Source organism: Pedobacter suwonensis (genome assembly GCF_900111825.1).
Lineage (GTDB): Bacteria > Bacteroidota > Bacteroidia > Sphingobacteriales > Sphingobacteriaceae > Pedobacter > Pedobacter suwonensis.
In genome coordinates this window covers 159,430-179,007 of the sequence record NZ_FOJM01000002.1, presented here as the reverse complement: position 1 = coordinate 179,007, position 19,578 = coordinate 159,430, and the positions used below count along the sequence as shown (strand labels likewise).

Below are 19,578 nucleotides of genomic sequence, written 5' to 3'. Positions count from 1 at the left end.
CTAAACCAAACAACCAAACAAACCAGGATACCATTGCGCCCGCATGTGGTATTCCATTCAAATGTATGAAAAAATCCATTTCATTGTACGATGGGCCATGCGCCTGTCGAACTGGGCTAAATATGGGCTTTACAGCAAAGGTAGCCATACTTTTGTTTGCCATTTTTGCCTTTCAGTTAGGTAGCAGTAAAGCACAAACTGTTACCCTGTCAAAAAGTAATGCCAAAATTGTCGATGTTTTTAAAGAGATCAGAAAACAGACGGGATACGACTTCGTATATACCTCCAGTCATATCAGCGAAACGACACCGGTAACCATAAATGTAAAAAATGCTTCTCTGGAAAGTGCATTGGCAGCGTGTTTTAAAGACAAGCCGCTAAGTTATTCCATTAAGAATAAAACGATTATTATCAAATCGAAAACCGTTACTCAAGAAATGGGACCTCCCGCATCCAGGCCAGCGGGTAAATACCGTATGGTTACGGGTAGGGTAGCAGATACCGAAAATCGCTCTCTTCCGGGTGTAACTGTATTTTCAAAAGAATTAAATGTAAAAACAGCTACAGATAAAGAGGGAAGGTATAAAATTGATGTATCTGCGCAGGAACCCGCTACTTTAATCTTCTCATTTGTAGGTATGGAAAGCAAACAGGTTTCTGTTAGCAATCAATCTGTAATAGATGTAACGCTTTCCATGGCTGCTAAAGAAATGGAAGAAATGGTGGTTACCGGTTACCAAATACTTAAAAAAGCTGATGTAGTTGGTTCTGTAGCTACGATTCAAGCTAAGGATTTAAACCTAAATGGGATCAATACGTTAGAACAAGCTTTGCAAGGTAAACTGGCAGGGGTAGTAGTAACCAATACCAGTGGTATGGTGGGTACTAAACAAAACGTGAGAGTAAGGGGTACGTCTACTTTGGTAGGTTCGCAGGAACCTATTTGGGTAGTAGATGGTATCATTCAGGAAGATCCGCTTCCCTTTAAAGCACAAGAGTTAAATACCGCAGGAAATATCAATTCTGATAATTTCGACTATTTGAGAACCTTTGTTGGTAACTCTATCCGATGGTTGAATCCAAACGATATTCAAGACATTACCGTATTAAAGGATGCCTCAGCCACAGCAATTTATGGTGTTAGGGCCGCGAATGGTGTTATTGTAATCACTACAAAAAAAGGACAGGTTGGTCCTCCATCTATTAACTACTCTACCAATTTCAGTATTACTGATAAAGTAACCTATCAGAAGCTTAACCTGATGAACTCTAAAGAGCGTGTTGCCGTTTCAAGGGAAATTTTCGAAAGAGGTTTAACCTCACCGTTTGTGAATAATAACATTGGTTACGCAGGTGCTTTAAATGAATATCTTTACCTAAAAACCATTACTGAAGATGAGTTTAATACAAGGGTGGCAGCCATGGAAACGGCGAATACCAACTGGTTTGACATTTTGTTCCGGGCCCCGGTTAGTACCAATCATAACTTAGGTATTTCTGGCGGTAATTCTAATACCAGATATTATTCTTCATTTGGCTATAACACAAATAATGGTACAGCTATAGGTAACGACACTAAGGGCATTACTGGTAGCTTGGCCATGAGTTCTCAGGTCTTCAAAAATCTGTCGCTAAATATTCGTTTGGCAGCGTCAAAAAATACCACCAATGGCTTTTACCAGGTAAGTCCTTACGATTATGCTACTAAAGTGAACAGAGCAATCGCAGCTTATAACCCTGATGGCGAATTGAGTTTTTACCGTAACTCATCCGGTTATATGTTCAATATCATCAATGAGATAAATGAAACCGGAAACGTTAACAATGTTTTAACTACCAACGGAAGTATGGATGTGAACTATCAAATTTCCAATAATTTTCGTTTCCAAACGCTTTTTAGCTACAATTCATCTGCCACCAATGGTTCAACATATGCCACTGAAAAAACAGAATACGTATCCAGGACATTAAGGTTTGCAGAATATGGTATTTCACCTTCAGATCCGGCCTACATTAATTCCAAATTGCCTGTAGGTGGAGAGTTTAACGAGGTAACCAGTACCAATAGAACTTTTGGCTGGCGTAACAACTTGTCATTTAACAAAACTTTCGGTCGAAAACATACGGTGGGAGCAATGTTTGGTATAGAAACCAACAGTACGAATTACGAAGGCTATCAAGCTACCGCTTATGGTTATCTACGTGATAGAGGAAAATCATTCGCGACGCTGCCGTTAACAGTAACTTCTGCAAAAACAGTAAATTCTTTGTTAGTTTCTATTCCTCGTATCACTGATAGGAGGGTAAATACCATGGGCCTTTACCTAACTTCTTCATATTCTTATGCCAGCAGATATGTATTTAACTTTAGTGTAAGAAACGATAGATCTAACCGCTTCGGTCAATTCACCAATGAGAAATTTAATCCCGTTTGGGCTGGTGGTTTCCGTTGGAATATTGCTAACGAAAAATGGTTTGAAAGTAGTAACTGGTTAAGTGGTTTAGCTTTACGCAGTTCTTTCGGTTACCAACGTAACATCGCAGCCAATATAAGTCCTGATTTAATTATCAAACTTCCTACAGGCCAAGCAGCTAATTCAACTGATGCGTTAACTGGAGAGTCACTACTTACCATAGGCAACTTACCTTACGGCGATTTAAGATGGGAACAAACAACCAGTTTAAACTTAGGATTAGATTGGAATCTATTTCAAAATAAAGTAAACGGATCAATAGAATATTATACGAAGAGAGGTAGAGATTTGATCACTACGTTACCGGTGCCTTTGGAATACGGCGTACCTAACATGTACGTAAATGGCGGTTCAATGAAAAATGAGGGCTATGAAGTGAGCGCTAATTTTGTACCGGTACGCACTAGAAACTTTACCTGGTCGGTAAGTTTAAATACATCTAAAAATCGCAACCTCGTTACCAAAACCGGTGCACAAGTGGTAAGCTGGCGTACAGCTGCTTCTGGTCAGCTCAACGTAGAAGGACAGCCGGTTTCAGCATTTTATGCCTTTAAATACACGGGTATTAATCCGGCTAATGGCGAGCCAACTTTTGATTTAAGTGTTGCACCAGGTGCTGATCCTAAAAGTCCTACTTCATTTATGCAATACATGGGTAAGCTTGATCCTGATTTTACCTCTGGTTTAGGAATGAATTTTAGGTATAAAATGTTAAGCTTCAGCAGTTCCTTTTATCTACAAGTGGGCGGAAAGAGATTTTTAGCGCCTTTGTACAATTACGCGTCTAACAATAGCGGATTGCCTACTGAATATGAAAATCTATCGAGACTAATATTAGATAGGTGGACGCCATCTAATACTGGTGCGTCAATTCCAGCTTTGCCTAATGGTAGCCTGCCCAGTGTTGCCTTACCAAATAACGATCAGACTTATAAAAACCTCTACATGTTCTACAACTATAGTACTGATAGGGTAGTTAGTGCGACCAGTTTTCGCTGTAATAACATCAACGTAAGTTATACTTTACCAGAATCGGTAGTTAAAAAAATAAAGTGTAAAAATGTGTCATTAGGTGGGGGCGTATCTAATCCTTTTGTAATCAATAGTCATGATTTTAACGGAGTTGATCCCGAAGTGGCCTACGGCGGGCAGCCGCGTACCAGAACCTATACTCTAAACCTAAACCTAAGCTTTTAAGTGATGAAAAAAATATTTTTATGCAGCCTGGTGCTGATCATGACACTCTCCATTTCCTGCAAAAAGTTTTTAGAGGAATATAGTCAGGAGGAGATGCGCCCAGGATCAACGGGTGATTTAACTTCACTGATGAACGGCGATGCTTATCCCAATGGCGTATCTATAGAGACTTTTGATGTACTAACGGATGACATCCAAAATAATCCCTTAATACAGGTAAACGGCGCACCTATACCTACTTATCTGGCGAGCTTACAGGCAGGTACGCCTATGTTCACTTTTAATCCAACTATGTTTGATCAAAATAACACCATCAGTACATCTGCTAATGTATACACCAGACTTTACACTAAAATTAAAGGATGTAATGTAATTATTGATTATCTGGATAATGTATCGGGTACGGCAAAGGATAAAAATGCCATTTTAGGCCAGTGCCTATTTTTAAGGGCTTACTACTATTTAAGATTGGTTACACTTTATGGTCAAATGTACAATGGTGCAGGTGTAAATCCTGAAACCGCATTAGGTGTACCATTGGTACTTAGTAGTCAGGTTAAAGATGGTGGTTTGCCTCGTAATTCACTCAAAGAAGTTTACGATCAGGTTGAAAAAGATTTACTACGGGCCGAGCCGCTACTGAGAGCTAACTTTACACCGACTAACGTTTTTAGAGTAAGTGCCGATTTATGTAATGCCTTGCTATCTCGTTTTTATCTATATAAAGGTAGGAACGAAGATATGGACAAAACCATCCAGTATGCTACCGCAACTTTGCAAAACAAATTTATCCTTACTTCTTTAGCTGGCTTTGTAGGAAGCAATAACGCAATTTCTCCAAATGGCATTTATAATGCAGCTAGTCCCGAAGTGCTTTGGATTTATTCGGGCTCTTATTCTGATATCAATACCGTTAACTTCGATAATAGGTCATTGCCTCCGTTTACCGTATCGGCTGATTTAAGTAACCAGTACGATAAAGGTACCGGAACTTCTAATTACGGCGATTTGCGTTATCAGTATTATTTCCAGTCGTTCACCACAGCTAGTGGCACTAAGTTTCCATATCGTACTGCAAAAAATACGGTAAACGCAACTTATGGCACTAAAGGATTTAGGGTGGCTGAATTATATCTTAACCGTGCCGAAGCCTATGCCCGTAGATTTCTTGTTAGCGGAAACACCACTGATAGAACAGCTGCTCTGGCTGATTTGAACACCTTAAGACAAAGTAGGTACGATACTAGAAATACAGTTTATACGCCTGTAAATATTACCGATGCACAAGCACTTTATACGTTTTGTAAAGAGGAACGCAGGAGAGAGCTGGCTTTGGAAGACTGCCACCGTTTTATTGATTTAAAAAGATGGGGTATGGGCGTTACCCACATTTATACCGGACCAGATAATGTAACCAGCACGTTTACGTTGCCACCAAATAGTCCGCTATTTGCTTTGCCTATCCCTTATGATGTGATGTTGGCCAACACCGGACTTATTCAAAATCCTAGATAAATTATTCTTATTAAACCTTTAAAATCATGAAAATTTATTCTAAACTCTTCATACTATTAGCAGCTATGGCTATCATTAGTTCATGCGCTAAAAAGGAAGAAACACTTACCCCTTCCAATATCAATTTAACTTACAAGCTGCCACAGGGAAATAATGCCTTTGACCAAACTATTGTAAATTATTACAAAACTTACGGTAGCTATATGTTGTATCAATTTACAGAACGTGATGCGTACTGGACTCCAACAGGTTGGAAACGACCAGTTTTGAATGATGCTGCAGGAAGTTGGTCTGGAATTGATGTTTCACCTGCTGAAACCAGTGCTGTTGAAGCTCAGGTTGATCTCATTAATAAAAGCCTGTTTACGCTTTATCCGGCAGCTTTCTTAAAAAAGTATTTGCCTGCGAAATTGTTGCTGTGCAATAAGGTAGATTCTATCTACACCACATTCGTTTTTACACCAACGTATGTTACCAATAAAAACATCAAAAAGATTCCTGCATTTTATAGTTACGATAACATCTATATCAATTACGGAAATAGTACAGTTGCACAATTAACTGCGGCTGAGAAATTGGCTTTTTTAGCCAGATTAAATCAGGTGTTTTTCCAGAGCATTAATGAGAGAGGGATGATATTGCCTTCTGTGGAATTTATGAACTCCGCTGATTACGCTTCAACCAACTCAACACAGGCGGTAGCGTACAGCAAAGGTTTAATTGCCAATTCTAACAATACCATCACACCAACTGCAGATTGGAATGCTTATATGATGGCGATGGTTACACTTTCTGAAGCAGATCTTAATCGTTCTGTAGTTAATACTGACAAAAGTGCCGCAGGTATTTTAAACGCAACTAAAGACAGCAATGGTATCATTAAAAAACGCTATGCTATAGTTCGTAACTACTTTATTAACAATTTTCAGGTTGATCTTCAGGCTATCGGAAATAAAGCCAGGGGCCTGTAGAAATTGGTCAATTTATCTTTTCACTTAAGTATTGCCTGTAACACACAGCAGGCAATACTTTTTAACACTAATGAATGAAACTACTAAAAAAGTTGTTGTTGCTGGGCGGCCTTTGCTTAAGTACCAGTTTAATGGCACAAAAGGCGTCCCAATCGCCACCTGCTATCAGCACATTTATCAAGCAGAATGCAATATCCTACAAAGGTGTGTTCAACATTTATCAGCAGGATGATAAGTATTACCTGGAGTTACAGGATTCACTGTTAAACCGTGATATCCTGGCTATGATTGTCATTAACAAAGGTTCGGCACAGGTAGCCAGAGATGCAAGAAAGCGTTACGGCTTTGCCGGAGATGTGGTACATGAAGCGGTTTTTAAATTCAACAGAAACAAAAAAGGTGCAATCAACATGGAACAGTCGCAGTTCTATAATGCGCCGAAGGCTAATAGCATTTTCTATAATGCCCTTACTCAAAGGCCATCGCAGATTATCATGTCTTTTACACCGGTTGCCAAAGATGCAGGTGCGGTACTCATCGATATTACGCCGGCAATCAATGCAGATATGCCCATATTATCCCTAAGTGGCGCAAAAGAAGAATTAGGCCTGGGCGCTTATCAGGCTAATCTATCAAGGCTAACCGCAATTTCGGCCTACAAAAACAACATGGTGTTCCGTTCATTGCGCAATTATTCGCCCGGGGCGCTAGCCCAAAAGCCCAATTCAGGCGAAGGACCTGTTGAACCTCAGCAGCCACAGGAAAACCAGAACGCTCTTCAAAACGGGCCAACGGCGTGGGAAGTTGGTGCAAGCTGGTATTTGTTGCCGGCCATACCCATGCGACAGCGCTTTGCCGATAAAAGGGTTGGTTATTTTGCACGTGGATTGAATGATTATTCCAGCAATCCCCTTAAACTGGAAGAACGTGGCCTGGCCACCCGTTGGAAAATAGAGCCTAAACCACAGGATGTAGAAAAATACAAACGTGGCGAACTGGTTGAACCTGCACAACCCATTGTTTTTTATGTTGACAGGAATACTCCGGAGTATTTGCAACCGTATTTTATTGCCGGCGTGGATGCCTGGCAAAAAGTTTTTGAGAAAATAGGGTTTAAAAATGCCATTGTGGCCAAAATGGCACCTACGGCAGCAGAAGATCCCGATTTTTCTATGGATAATATCAACTATTCTGTGATTTCTTATAAACCTTCCACCACTGCAAATGCTTATGGTCCCATGGTGATTGATCCGCGTTCTGGTCAGATTCTGAGTTCGCACGTGGCCGTTTTTCACAACATTACCGATTTAATGCAGCGCTGGTACTTCGTCATGTGTTCAGCAATGGATCAGAGAGGCCGTAAGCTGCCCCTGGCTAAAGATATTATGGGCCGGATGTTACAAACTGTAATTACACACGAAGTGGGGCATACCTTGGGCCTGCGTCACGATTTTGCAGGCAGCCACAGTTATAGCGTAGATAGTGTTCGTAAACGAGATTATGTAGCTAAAAATGGTTTTGGTGCTTCTATTATGGATTACCTCAGATTTAACTATGTAGTGCAGCCTGAAGATGGTTTTACCCCGGAAGAACTTCATCCGAAAATCGGTGTATATGATGAGTTTGCGATTGAATGGGGATACAAATATTTCCCTGAACTGAACAATGCCTACAAAGAGGGTGAATTTTTGAAAAACTGGGTGACGGAGAAACGTAAAGATGTGCGGTTGTTTTATTTTCCTGAAGGCGATTTTTCCGACCCCCGCGTACAATCAGAAGATATGGGCAGCAATGCCATGCAAGCCGGTGCTTTAGGTATTAAAAACCTTAAATACATCATGAATAACATGGAAAACTGGCTGGAGAAAGATGACGATGAAAATTACAGCATGATGAGAAGGATGCATGCTTCCGTTGCAAGCCGTTACAATGAATATCTGGCACATGTAGTTAAAAATATAGGCGGTAGATATGGTGATCAGGCGCTTAAGGCAGAAGATAAGCCCAATTTTGTTCCGGTAGGCCGTGCCACGCAAAAAGAAGCCATGGCCTTCATTAATACCTATTATTTTCAGGAACCGGTTTGGCTGTTTCCTAAAAATATAACCGATAAAACCAGGTTTGTATTTGCCGGTGAAGTACAGGCAGATTATGAAGCTTTTTTAGGAAAAGTTTTTTATAAATTTTCTGCCATCTCGAAGAACGATCGCATTACAGGGCAAACTCCTTACACGCTTAACGAATTTTTTGATGACCTGTACCAGGGAATTTTTGGTGATATAAATTCAGTAGCGCCTATTTCTGATTACCGCAGAATGCTGCAGCGGAATTACATTAACAAGCTGTTGGGTTCAATCTATAATCCGGCAAGTTTTGGGAATAATGAAGCCATTTTAATGAAACTGCAACTGGAGAAGATTAAAAAAGCCTGTGATGACGCTCAACAGCTCAAAACCGATTACCTGTCAAAAGATCATTTGAGAGCCATTTCAGAATTGATAAAGCAATGGCAGGAGAGCAAGCCTGCAAGCTAGTACAGCGCGAACATAAATAAACAGATGGAGCCGTCAATGATTTTAAAAAAAATATTGATCATGATGGCTTAATGATCATTAAAAGCAGAACGATACGGATGAAAAAAATATTAACAATGGTGTTGCTGGCTTTAGCCATTACCTCTACAGTGGTAGCCCAGCAGCCAAAACAAAGTGCTTCTTTAAATTTCGAAAAGTTTATTAAAGATAAAAAACAGCTGGTAGCAGGTACATTTCCCGTTTACCAGGCTGATGAAAAATATTACCTGCAGATCGGGCCAAACCAATTGAATAAAGATATTCTGGTGGCCGGAGATATCCGTTTTGGTGCTTCTGCAATCTCTAAATCGTCGGGTGTACTTAGGTTTGTGAAAGGACCGGGCGAAAACCTGTATGTCACCAGAAATAATTATAGCGAACAGGCCGTTAACAACGCACCTATGTCACAATTGTTGAGTGGCTCAACCCTTGAACCCATTAGCTTTACATTTAAAATAGAGGCTTCAGGTAAAGATACTGGTAGTGTGATTATCGATATCACCAGGCAACTAATCGAGGGCGGTGAACTTTTTTCTTTTAAGAACTACAATCTTATGGCCAACCCAGATCCAAGCAGATCGGGGGTAGAACAGGCTGAAGCAGTTAAAAACGGTGTTTTTTTTAACGTGGTCAGAACCCAGAATAATCCGGGACGTGATTATAATGGCAAAAGTATAGAGCAAGCTAATACCATGCAGTTCGGTTTGTTATTACAGCAGCTTTCTGAAGCGCAGATGCCCATCAAACTTGCTGATAAACGCATTGGTTTTGATACCCGCCAGTTTACTGATTTTGGATTGGCCGGTTATGCAGCAAAAAAAATTATGGTAATTAAAAAGTGGAACTTACTGGTAAAACCACAGGATGTTGCCAGCTACAAGGCGGGTAATCTGGTAGAGCCTCAGCAGCCTATTCTGGTTTATATCCATGCTTCAGTACCCCAGTTTTTTATCAACGCCGTTAAAGATGGTGTTTTAGCATGGAACAAGTGCTTTGAAAGTGCCGGATTTAAAAACGCAATCAAAGTTGTTTTACCCGAAAACGGTAAACCGGTAGCCATGGAAGAAGGTAGCGTATTGATGGCCTGGGCAGGTGTTTCGCCGAAAGCAGTGGTAGATTTGATAGAAGACCCCCGAACTGCCGAAATTAAAACTGCAAAGGTAACATTCAGCGATTTAATGATTGATGACCTGTTGCAAAAGTATTTTATACAATGCGGGGCTTACGATCCGCGGATTCAAAAAGATGCTGCCTCGCCTGCAGTACGCCAGGATATCCTGAAGTTTAAAGTTAGCCAGGCCATGGCTGAAGTGCTGGGCATGCTTCCAAACTATGCGGCAAGTGCCGCTTATACCGTACAGCAACTCAGCGACCCCAAATTTGTAAACCAACACGGATTTACCTCTTCAATTACCGATCAGTTAGAGTTTAACTATTTAATGTTACCTGCTTCAAAGACATTTGACAGCAAACTGTTTTTACCGCATATAGGCGCCTATGATCATCTGGCCATTAACTGGGCGTACCGTCAGTTTCAGGATGGCAACAATGGCGCCTCATTTTTAAAGGAAGGCAAAATAAACCCTGCGCTTTATTACTCGGCCGAAGACAAGAACAACCCTTATGCACAGGCTAAAGATTTATCTTCACAAAATATAGAAGCCGCGCAGATTGGAATCAATCGACTGAAAGCTTTCTACCCGAAACTCGAAGGTATTGCATCTAAAATGAATGATGATACCTGGGATACCTACATGTTGCTTGCCGCCAATTTTATCATGTCGTACGACCAGTATGCCACCAGTGTGTTACCTAATATAGGTGGAAAACAGCGTTTTGCGGTGATGAAAGGTTATAATAGTATACCATCCGTTTATGTGCCAAAGGCAAGGCAACTGGCCACCTTCGAATTTTTATACCAAAATGTATTAAAAGAAGTACCGGCATGGACCAGAAATGATAGGGCACAATCCATGGATGGCTCCAATACCGAAACACTGGTTTCAAAAACTTCAAACAAGATCGTTAATTACCTCACCACTGCCGATCTGCTCAAAAATCTTTTGGAAGCCGAAAATTCAGGAGAAAAAAATGTTTTTGGCACAAAAGATCTGTTTAATCAGGTAGATCATTATATCTTTTTAGATTTTAACCCAGATACAGCGTTAAGCACTTATCAGCGCAATATTCAGTATAACTATCTTAAAAACCTGCTGACTTTAATTTCAAAAAACAAAATCGATGCTGGTTTAAGTGATATCAGTATTGTTTTAAATGCTTACCGCACTTCATTAAATAAACAAATTAACCAGGTAGCCAATACCCATAAAGACCCTTTAACAAAAGAGCATTTTCAATTAATGAAGATGTTAATGAATAACGAACCTAATGCCAGATAATATGAGAAGAATCATTTTTGCAGTAACCATGCTTTTTTTAAGCCTGGCTGTAAGCGCCCAGAAAAAAGAAATCCATTTCGAAAAGCTAAGCCTGAAAGAAGCTTTGGCTAAGGCCAAAAGTGAAAATAAGTCTGTTTTTGTAGATTGTTTTACCACCTGGTGCATTCCCTGCAAGCAAATGGAGGCCAATGTATTTACACAAGATAGTGTTGCCGATTTTTACAATAGAAACTTTATCAACATCAAAGTGGATATGGAAAAAGGCGAGGGGCCATCGGTTAAAAAAATGTATACCATTGAAGCTTATCCCTCTTACCTGGTATTAGATGCCGACGGAAAAATCAGGAATAAGTTTGTAGGCGGTATGTCGGCGAAAGATTTCATCGCAAATGCCAGCAAAGGATTAACGGCAAATAATGATGAAGCGAACCTCAATGCCCGTTATGAGCATGGCGATCGTACGCCCGAGTTAATGAGGGCTTACATCAGGCAAAAGATTAAGGTGATGGAAAAATCAAGGGCTAAGGAACTGAATAACGAGTTAATGGCCAGTTTAACACCAGAGCAAAAAGCCAGCCCAGAAAATTGGTTTTTATTTGGCGAAAACCGCTATACCATGTACCTGTCTGATTTCTCAAGCCCTAACTTCGAATACCTGGCCGAACATTGGAGAGATTTTGTGGCAAAAAATACCAAGGATACAGTTGATAAAAAGCTTTCATCTGTATACAGACAAATTGCATCGTGGACCTTAAATGGTTTTTATGCCAAAGTAAAGCCTTTTAACAAGAAGGATTACGAACGCTACAAAACGCAAATCCGCAATACCGAAATGCCTGATAAAAAACAGTTGTTGGTGATGATGGATATTGCCATTGCAGCCGGAGAGAAAAACATTGATGAAGTTACCGACTTGTTTTTGAAAAATTTAGGTTCTTTCTCTGAAGCCAACCGCCATATCTTATTTGACTATGTTACGTTTGCCAGAACTATCAAAGGTTATACATTTCCAAAGATAGCCGGGCTTTCAGATGAAATCACCAGAACTTCGGGTAATCCTTACCTGGTAAGTTTATTTAAGTCTATGAAAGAGAGATATGTGCAAAAAGCCAATTAGTTTAATTTTATTATGGTGGGTTTGCAGTGTAGCGGCTGTTGCACAGCAAGCCAATTATAAAGCTGCTCAAAAATTTGATGCGCCAAATTTAAATAAGCTGATTGGTACCACAAAGGTGATTCCATTTTTTCTTAAAAATGGCAGGTATTTTTGGTTTATCGCTGATGAACCTATTTTAAATGGTAAACAACCGGATTGGTCAGGCGATTCTCTTGTTGCGCCCGCTAAAAAGAATACGCATTACATTGTAAATTTAGCTACAGGAAAAAAGCAGAGCTTATTTGATAAACCCGAAATACTGAGGCAATTAAAAGCGCTCACAGGGCAAATGGTTGAAGAAAAGGACGTGATGTATTGGGCAAATTTTTCAGAAGATGAAAAAAGTGTTATTATAAAATATGGCGCAAAAACTTATGACTATAACTACGAAACAAAAAAAATAACCTTACAGGTTAACAAAGCACCAATAACAAAAACAGCCGGTTTTGGTGTCTCTGCAGATGGTAATTGGACGCTTTACAGCAAAGCACATAATTTGTACATTGCTGCAACTGCCAACAAGAAAAATGAACGTCAGCTGAGTTTTGATGCTGAACCTTATTTCTCGTTTTGTGTTGATCAAAAAGGTACGTACACTACTGATAAAACTTATCCTTCTAATGCAAAATGGTTAGGTGACAGATATTTTTATGCCTTAAGGGTAGATACGCGGAAAGTGGCTACGCTGGCTGTAATCAGCTCGGCGATCACACCAAGACCAAGGGTATCAACCTATAAATATGAATTACCGGGCGATAAGGACGTAGCGCAGTATGAGCTTTATATCGGCAATGCCGAAAGCGGATCTTTCAAAAAAGTAGACCTGAAACGCTGGCCAGATCAGCAATTGGAAGTAATCGAAGCTCAGGGAAATACAAAGGAAGTTTTCGTCATCAGACGTAAACGCAGCAGGGATGAAATGGAACTTTGTGCGGTAGACCTGGCTTCGGGAAATGTCCGTTCCATTATACAGGAAACCAGCAAACCCTTTATTAACGAAGATTTTTTCTATGTTTCATTTATAAAAGGAGGAAAGGAAATTATCTGGTGGAGCGACAGAACAGGTTGGGGCCAATACTACCGTTACAACAGTGAGGGCCATTTACTCAACCGCATTACCAAAGGCAATTTTACGGCCGGAAAAATCATGTCTATCGATACCGTTAAAGGCGATATTTATCTGTATGGTTATGGTAAGGAGCGTAACATCAACCCTTATTATGCCATGTTATACAAGGTGGCTTTAAACGGTAAAAACGAGCAGTTGCTTACCCCTGAAAACGCTACCCATCAGGTTTATATCTCACCAGACCGAAAATATTTTGTAGATAACTATTCCCGTATAGATCTGGCGCCGGTAACGGTGCTGCGTAAAATTGACGGCAAAACCATTTCCGAAGTATTAAGGCCAAATGTAAGTAATCTATATGCTTATGGTTGGAAAAATGCCGAACCCTTTACCGTAAAAGCTAAAGATGGCGTAACCGATTTGTATGGACTGATCTGGAAACCATTCGATTTTGATCCGGCTAAAAAATATCCGGTAATATCTCAGGTTTATCCTGGTCCTCAGATCGAAACCGTTTGGAACGATTTTACTGTGCTTGATAAATATAACAATGCCGCTCTGGCGCAAATAGGATTTATTGTGGTAGCAGTTGGGCATAGGGGAGGCTCGCCCATACGTAATGCCGAATATTACAAGTATGGCTACGGAAACCTTCGCGATTACGCTATCGACGATGATAAATGTGCCCTTGAGCAATTGGCCAAACAACATCCCTTTATGGATCTAGACAGAGTAGGGATCTTCGGCCATTCCGGGGGAGGTATGATGACTGTTGCTGCCATGGGCAAATATCCTGATTTTTATCAGGTAGGCGTGGCTTCATCGGGTAACCACGACAATAGAATTTATAACCGAACCTGGGGTGAAACTTATCAGGGACTGGAAAATAAAATGCCTTTAAATGAGGATTTAGCCAAAAAAATAAAAGGTCATTTAATGCTGGTAACCGGCGAGGTTGACGAGAATGTAAATCCGGCAAATACCTACAGAATGGTAGATGCCCTAATCAAAGCAGATAAAGATTTTGATTTAATGGTGCTGCCCGGACAGGATCACCACTATGAGGGCGCTGCGAAGCTTTATTTCGAGAAACGAATGCGGGCTTATTTCGCAAAATATTTTATTGAACAAAACATTTCTACAGATAGAAAATAGATATAGCAATTAGGTTGCTAATTTTTAGTTAATGATGAGCGGAGCTGGTTGGATAACCGCTCCGTTTTTTAGCTTAACATATAATTACTTGAGTTTGATAATTAATTCTTAGGTAATCGTCATGCTGAATTTATTTCAGCATCTTTTAAAAAAGATACGATCTGGTATCAGATAAAAAAATGAAAATATTTTTTTTCTTTTTAAAATGAATCCGATAGCTCTACTTTAAAAATAAATTTTTGCCGTCGAAACTATATACACTTATGGTTGTTGAACTTCAAAATAAAATCAAAATATGAGGCAGCATTTACGAACAGCTTTATTGTTCTTAATCACATTCAGCATAGCATTGCCGGCGTGCAAGAAGAAAACCATAGATGAACCTACTCCGCCTGATCCATTTGATGTTTATGCCTCAGGTAGGGAAGGTTATGTAGCCAAATACTGGAAAAACGGGAAAGCAGTTAATCTTGGTCGTGCTGGCGTATCTTCTGATGCAAATGCTATGGTAATCGCCGGAAATGATGTTCACATTGCGGGTTACGAAGTTAATGCCTCCGGAAAATATGTGGCCAAATATTGGAAAAATGGCGTATCAACCTCACTAACCGATGGGAGCCGGGATGCTTTTGCAAATGACATATTTATCCAGGGAAATGATGTGTACATTGCCGGACAGGAAATGGCACCTGGTAAATCGACCTACCAGGCGAAATACTGGAAAAACGGAACTCCTGTAGTATTAACAGATGATACACAGTCTTCTATTGCCACCGGGATCGTCCTTGTTGGAAATGATGTTTATGTAATTGGTGAGCGAAGAAATTTGGATTGGCTTAGTCCGATTACGGTTTATTGGAAGAATGGACAGCTTTTTGATCTGTCAGACCAGACTAGAACTGCTGACAATCAGGCGATAGCCGTATCAGATAACGATTTATATTTACTCTGGTCTGAAACCTATGATAGTGCCGGGCAGTCACAAACCAGGTATAGTAAAAACATGGGCAATCCGGTACTTATTAGCGATGGTACTGCAGATGTGAGGGGCTATTCAATTTTTGTAAACGGGAGCGATGTATATGTTGCAGGATCGGGTACTGTTAACGGAAATAATGCAATTGTGGCAAAATATTGGAAAAACGGATCACCGGTCATTTTATCCAATGGCCCGGAAAGTGCCTACGCCTTATCTATAGCTGTTTCAGGTGCTGATGTTTTTGCAGGTGGCTACCGTGACGGGAGTAATGGAAAATCTGGAGTAGCCCAGTATTGGAAAAATGGTAGTGTAGTGCAGCTTACCGATGGATCAGCATCGGCACTGGTCCACAAAATTATCGTCATTAAAAAGTAGCTACATTTTTGCACCAGATATGTATCAGGCAACATGCTGAAAGAACACCTACCTTTGCTAAAGTTTATTGAGTTAAAGAATTTACTGTTGGACGATCAAAAACATTGTTTGTGTGCTGCGGCCTTAATCTGATTGTAAAATAAACAGGGCATTATTATTGTTGAGCGCCGATCTGTATCGTTTTTAAAAAAATAACTTAATTTTATCTCTATAAATGATATCCAGGTTTTCAGTTTTAAATATTTTCAAGAAAATGCATTTCCATCATCCAATCCAATCATCACAATCACAATACGCTCATGAACTATAAAAAACTACAGGAAGATGTAGAAAAGCATGTGGTTAATTACTTCCATACCCATAGCGATCCGCGTTTGGTTTATCACAACCTGGAACATACGCAAGAAGTCGTAAATGCTGCACAGCAGATAGCCAATCACTACCAGTTAAACGAACAGGATTTTTTTACGGTAATGGCGGCTGCCTATTTTCATGATACCGGATATTTTGAAGACGCGTTAAACCACGAAGCAAAAGGAGCAATATTGGCAGATGATTTTCTGGCCAGCCATCAGGTGAACCAGGAAATCCGCGATCAGGTTAAAAGTGCAATACTCGCCACCAAAATCCCTCAAAACCCTAAAAACGAGATTGATAAAATCCTTTGTGATGCAGATTTATTTCATTTAGGTCAGGCTGATTTTCGTGCAAAAGGGAAGTTAATGCATAAAGAAAATGAACGGATCTACAAGAAAGACATCAGTAAATCAGATTGGCGCAAAAAAGACATCCAGTTTCTGGAAGCGCACCATTACCATACCGATTATGCCAATCTGTTGTTAAGCGATCAGAAACAAAAAAACATAGAAAAACTGAAAAGCAAACTAACGGCACAGGAAGTAATCAACACCGAGCTTCAGGAACCAAAAAACTTTGCGCCGGTTATTGTTACTGACAAAAAGAAAAAAGATAAAGACAACAGGCCAGATAAGGGAATTGAAACGATGTTCAGGATTACATCGGCCAATAACCAGAGGTTGAGCGATATGGCCGATAACAAGGCACACATCCTCATTACCGTAAATTCAATTATGCTTTCCTTAATCGTGAGTTTATTGTTAAGGCGACTGGAAGATCATGGCAACCTGATTATCCCGACATTTATTTTATTGTTGGTGAGTTTAACCTGCGTAGTGGTTTCCATTTTATCAACCCGTCCATCCATACCAAAAGGAGAATTCACGCAGGAAGATATGGATAAGAAAAAGGTAAACCTCCTGTTTTTTGGCAATTTCTACAAAATGAGTTTGCCCAGTTATACCGATGGTATGATTAAGGTGATGAACGATAAAGATTTTTTATACGGTACCTTAATTACGGATGTATACTCGCAAGGGGTGGTATTAGGCCGGAAATATAAACTTATCCGCCTGGCTTATAACATTTTCATGTTTGGTTTAATTGCGGCGGTATTAGCATTTGTAATTGCTTACGCAGCTTACGGTAAACTTTAATGGAACAGTTGATAGAAACCTCTTTTTTTAATCGGGATTTAAGCTGGTTAAAGTTTAACGAGCGCATTCTGATGGAAGCAGAGCGAAGCACCGTTCCGCTACTGGAACGGATTAAATTTTTAGCTATCTTCTCTTCCAATCTTGATGAATTTTATCGGGTAAGGATGCCTGTACTGCTCGCTTTGGAAAAATTGAGTAACAAAGAAGATAACGACATCAGGATCGATGATCATTTATTGACTGCGGCCAATCAGCTTATTTCTGATCAGCAACAGCGCTATGGTAAGATACTTCAGTCAGATCTGATCCCATTGCTCAAAGAAAATCAAATAAACTTAATCTACGGGGAGCCGTTTCCTGCAGACATTCAGAAAAGTACTACAAGGTATTTTTTAAGTCAGGTAATGGCCTTTTTGCAGCCGGTGTATGTAAATGCCAGCTCCGATTTTTTCCCTTCTAATAATGAGCTTTACTTTCTGATTACATTAAAAAAGAAAGAAGATGCCGAAGTAGTGATTTTAAATGTCCCTTCCAACCAGTTGCCGCGTTTTTATAAGGTAGAATCAGGAGATCAAACCTTTGTGGTGTTTCTGGATGATATTGTACGTTTTCATTTAGACCGCGTTTTTCCGCAGGCTGATGTAACCGGATGTTATAGCTTTAAAATTACCAGAGATGCAGAATTAGATCTTAAAGATGAATACTCCGGTAATTTATCAGAACAGCTCGAAAAACAATTGATGAAACGCGATTTGGGTTTAGCCACGCGTTTTCTTCACCAACCTGGTATTCCGGCCAATGTATTTGAACTGCTTAAAAAACTATTTAACCTAAAAAAGGCAAATAGGATAGAAGGAGGACGGTATCATAACCTGAAAGATTTTATGGCCTTTCCGGTGAGTTTACCAAAATTGTCCAACCAAAACTGGCCAAAGATCTGTAATACCGACCGGATCGACGGATCGTTAACCGAAGCCATTTATAAAAACGACATCATTATACACACACCTTACCAGAGTTATGATAGTGTTTTGCGGTTTTTTAATGAAGCTGCCATCGATGCCGAAGTGAGGGAGATTTATGTTACGCTTTATCGTGTGGCCAGCGATTCTAAAATTGTAAATGCGTTAATCAGCGCAGCAAAAAACGGTAAAAAAGTTACCGTTCTGGTTGAGCTTAAAGCCCGTTTTGATGAGGCCAATAACATCAAATGGGCAAAAAAAATGAAAGATGCCGGCGTTGATATTATTTATAGTGTCACCGCGCTTAAAGTGCATGCAAAAGTAGCCCTGGTAAAACGCCGGATAGGGAATAGAATGCGTTACGCTGGTTTGTTTGCTACCGGAAACTTCAACGAAAGCACCGCTGCTTTTTATACCGATCACATCTTAATGACGGCCAATAAAGAAATGCTACGGGAAGTAGAACTGCTTTTCATTTTTCTGGCTAAACGGGTTAAGCCTTCATCTCCTGATCAGATTAAATTCCATCATTTACTGGTGGCCCAGTTTAATTTACAGCAGGTTTTTCTCAACCTTATTGATCGGGAAATTGAACACGCCAGGCAAGGCAAACCATCAGGCATTACCATTAAAATGAATAATTTGGAAGAGAAAGTATTGATCAACAAACTTTACGAAGCCTCTTCAGCTGGAGTAAAAATCGACATGATCGTAAGGAGCATCTGCCGCCTAATTCCGGGGGTAGCAGGAATGAGCGAAAATATTAAAGTTACCCGCATTGTAGATCGTTATCTGGAACACGGACGTGTTTTTATTTTTAATAACCTGGGTAAGTATGATGTTTATTTGGGCTCTGCCGATTGGATGAACCGGAATATTTACCGAAGAATTGAAGTTTGTTTTCCGGTTTATGATGAGCAGATTAAGAAAGAAATAATGGATATTATCGAAATTCAAAAACAAGATAACGTGCAGGCGGTTTGTATAGCTGAAAACATGGATAATATACAGGTTGAAGCAGATCAAAAGCTGGTTTCGTCTCAACATGCCATTTACGAATTTTTGAAAAATAAATCATAATAAAACGCCGTGATATATAGTGGCCTGTGTACCCGCCATAAGGTCATATGCCGTGGTCTATGTCCTATATATGCCGTGGTCTGTGTCCTCACAGACCACTTTATATGGTTAGCATGATTTTAGTTAGTATGATTTTATCCATGGTCTGTGAGGACACAG

At 40.0% G+C, this 19,578-nt stretch carries 10 protein-coding genes; all 10 read left to right on the top strand.

All coding sequences use genetic code 11. The features are described 5' to 3' along the window. Nucleotides 1-65 precede the first annotated feature (65 nt). The 10 genes from BM107_RS03370 (at nucleotide 66) to ppk1 (ending at nucleotide 19,419) form a co-directional block, all read left to right on the top strand. Nucleotides 66-3,671, top strand: a complete 3,606-nt coding sequence (locus BM107_RS03370) for a SusC/RagA family TonB-linked outer membrane protein (protein ID WP_090980285.1) — start codon at nucleotides 66-68, stop codon at nucleotides 3,669-3,671. Nucleotides 3,672-3,674: 3 nt separating this feature from the next. Further along, nucleotides 3,675-5,186, top strand: coding sequence for a RagB/SusD family nutrient uptake outer membrane protein (locus BM107_RS03365; RefSeq protein ID WP_090980283.1), 1,512 nt, complete (start codon nucleotides 3,675-3,677; stop codon nucleotides 5,184-5,186). Nucleotides 5,187-5,212: 26 nt separating this feature from the next. Beyond that, the gene (locus BM107_RS03360; RefSeq protein WP_134203422.1) at nucleotides 5,213-6,157 is read left to right on the top strand and encodes a putative zinc-binding metallopeptidase; all 945 of its coding nucleotides are present in this window, start codon (nucleotides 5,213-5,215) and stop codon (nucleotides 6,155-6,157) included. A gap of 74 nt (nucleotides 6,158-6,231) precedes the next feature. After that, nucleotides 6,232-8,691 (top strand): zinc-dependent metalloprotease, encoded by a 2,460-nt coding sequence (locus tag BM107_RS03355; protein ID WP_090980279.1) that lies wholly within the window; start codon nucleotides 6,232-6,234, stop codon nucleotides 8,689-8,691. Nucleotides 8,692-8,789: 98 nt separating this feature from the next. Next, entirely contained in the window at nucleotides 8,790-11,129 is a 2,340-nt protein-coding gene (locus BM107_RS03350; RefSeq protein WP_159435187.1) for a DUF5117 and DUF5118 domain-containing protein, read from the top strand. Nucleotide 11,130: 1 nt separating this feature from the next. Beyond that, complete coding sequence (locus BM107_RS03345; protein WP_159435186.1) at nucleotides 11,131-12,246, top strand: thioredoxin family protein; 1,116 nt, start codon at nucleotides 11,131-11,133, stop codon at nucleotides 12,244-12,246. Beyond that, on the top strand, nucleotides 12,227-14,509 hold the full coding sequence (locus tag BM107_RS03340) for a S9 family peptidase (protein ID WP_090980273.1): 2,283 nt from the start codon (nucleotides 12,227-12,229) through the stop codon (nucleotides 14,507-14,509). The genes BM107_RS03345 and BM107_RS03340 overlap by 20 nt, the downstream gene beginning before the upstream one ends. Nucleotides 14,510-14,804: 295 nt before the next feature. Continuing rightward, entirely contained in the window at nucleotides 14,805-15,863 is a 1,059-nt protein-coding gene (locus BM107_RS03335; RefSeq protein ID WP_090980271.1) for a hypothetical protein, read from the top strand. A gap of 299 nt (nucleotides 15,864-16,162) precedes the next feature. Continuing rightward, nucleotides 16,163-17,377 (top strand): Pycsar system effector family protein, encoded by a 1,215-nt coding sequence (locus tag BM107_RS03330; RefSeq protein WP_090980269.1) that lies wholly within the window; start codon nucleotides 16,163-16,165, stop codon nucleotides 17,375-17,377. Next, nucleotides 17,377-19,419, top strand: a complete 2,043-nt coding sequence (gene ppk1 / locus BM107_RS03325) for a polyphosphate kinase 1 (RefSeq protein ID WP_166672284.1) — start codon at nucleotides 17,377-17,379, stop codon at nucleotides 19,417-19,419. Before BM107_RS03330 ends, ppk1 begins: the two co-directional genes overlap by 1 nt. Nucleotides 19,420-19,578 lie beyond the last annotated feature (159 nt).

What these genes read in the sequence shown, in the direction of transcription:
- BM107_RS03345 (WP_159435186.1), top strand. Translation starts at nt 11,131, where the DNA reads ATGAGAAGAATCATTTTTGCAGTAACCATGCTTTTTTTAAGCCTGGCT.
- BM107_RS03370 (WP_090980285.1), top strand. Translation starts at nt 66, where the DNA reads ATGAAAAAATCCATTTCATTGTACGATGGGCCATGCGCCTGTCGAACT.
- BM107_RS03355 (WP_090980279.1), top strand. Translation starts at nt 6,232, where the DNA reads ATGAAACTACTAAAAAAGTTGTTGTTGCTGGGCGGCCTTTGCTTAAGT.
- BM107_RS03350 (WP_159435187.1), top strand. Translation starts at nt 8,790, where the DNA reads ATGAAAAAAATATTAACAATGGTGTTGCTGGCTTTAGCCATTACCTCT.
- BM107_RS03365 (WP_090980283.1), top strand. Translation starts at nt 3,675, where the DNA reads ATGAAAAAAATATTTTTATGCAGCCTGGTGCTGATCATGACACTCTCC.
- ppk1 (WP_166672284.1), top strand. Translation starts at nt 17,377, where the DNA reads ATGGAACAGTTGATAGAAACCTCTTTTTTTAATCGGGATTTAAGCTGG.
- BM107_RS03330 (WP_090980269.1), top strand. Translation starts at nt 16,163, where the DNA reads ATGAACTATAAAAAACTACAGGAAGATGTAGAAAAGCATGTGGTTAAT.
- BM107_RS03360 (WP_134203422.1), top strand. Translation starts at nt 5,213, where the DNA reads ATGAAAATTTATTCTAAACTCTTCATACTATTAGCAGCTATGGCTATC.
- BM107_RS03335 (WP_090980271.1), top strand. Translation starts at nt 14,805, where the DNA reads ATGAGGCAGCATTTACGAACAGCTTTATTGTTCTTAATCACATTCAGC.
- BM107_RS03340 (WP_090980273.1), top strand. Translation starts at nt 12,227, where the DNA reads ATGTGCAAAAAGCCAATTAGTTTAATTTTATTATGGTGGGTTTGCAGT.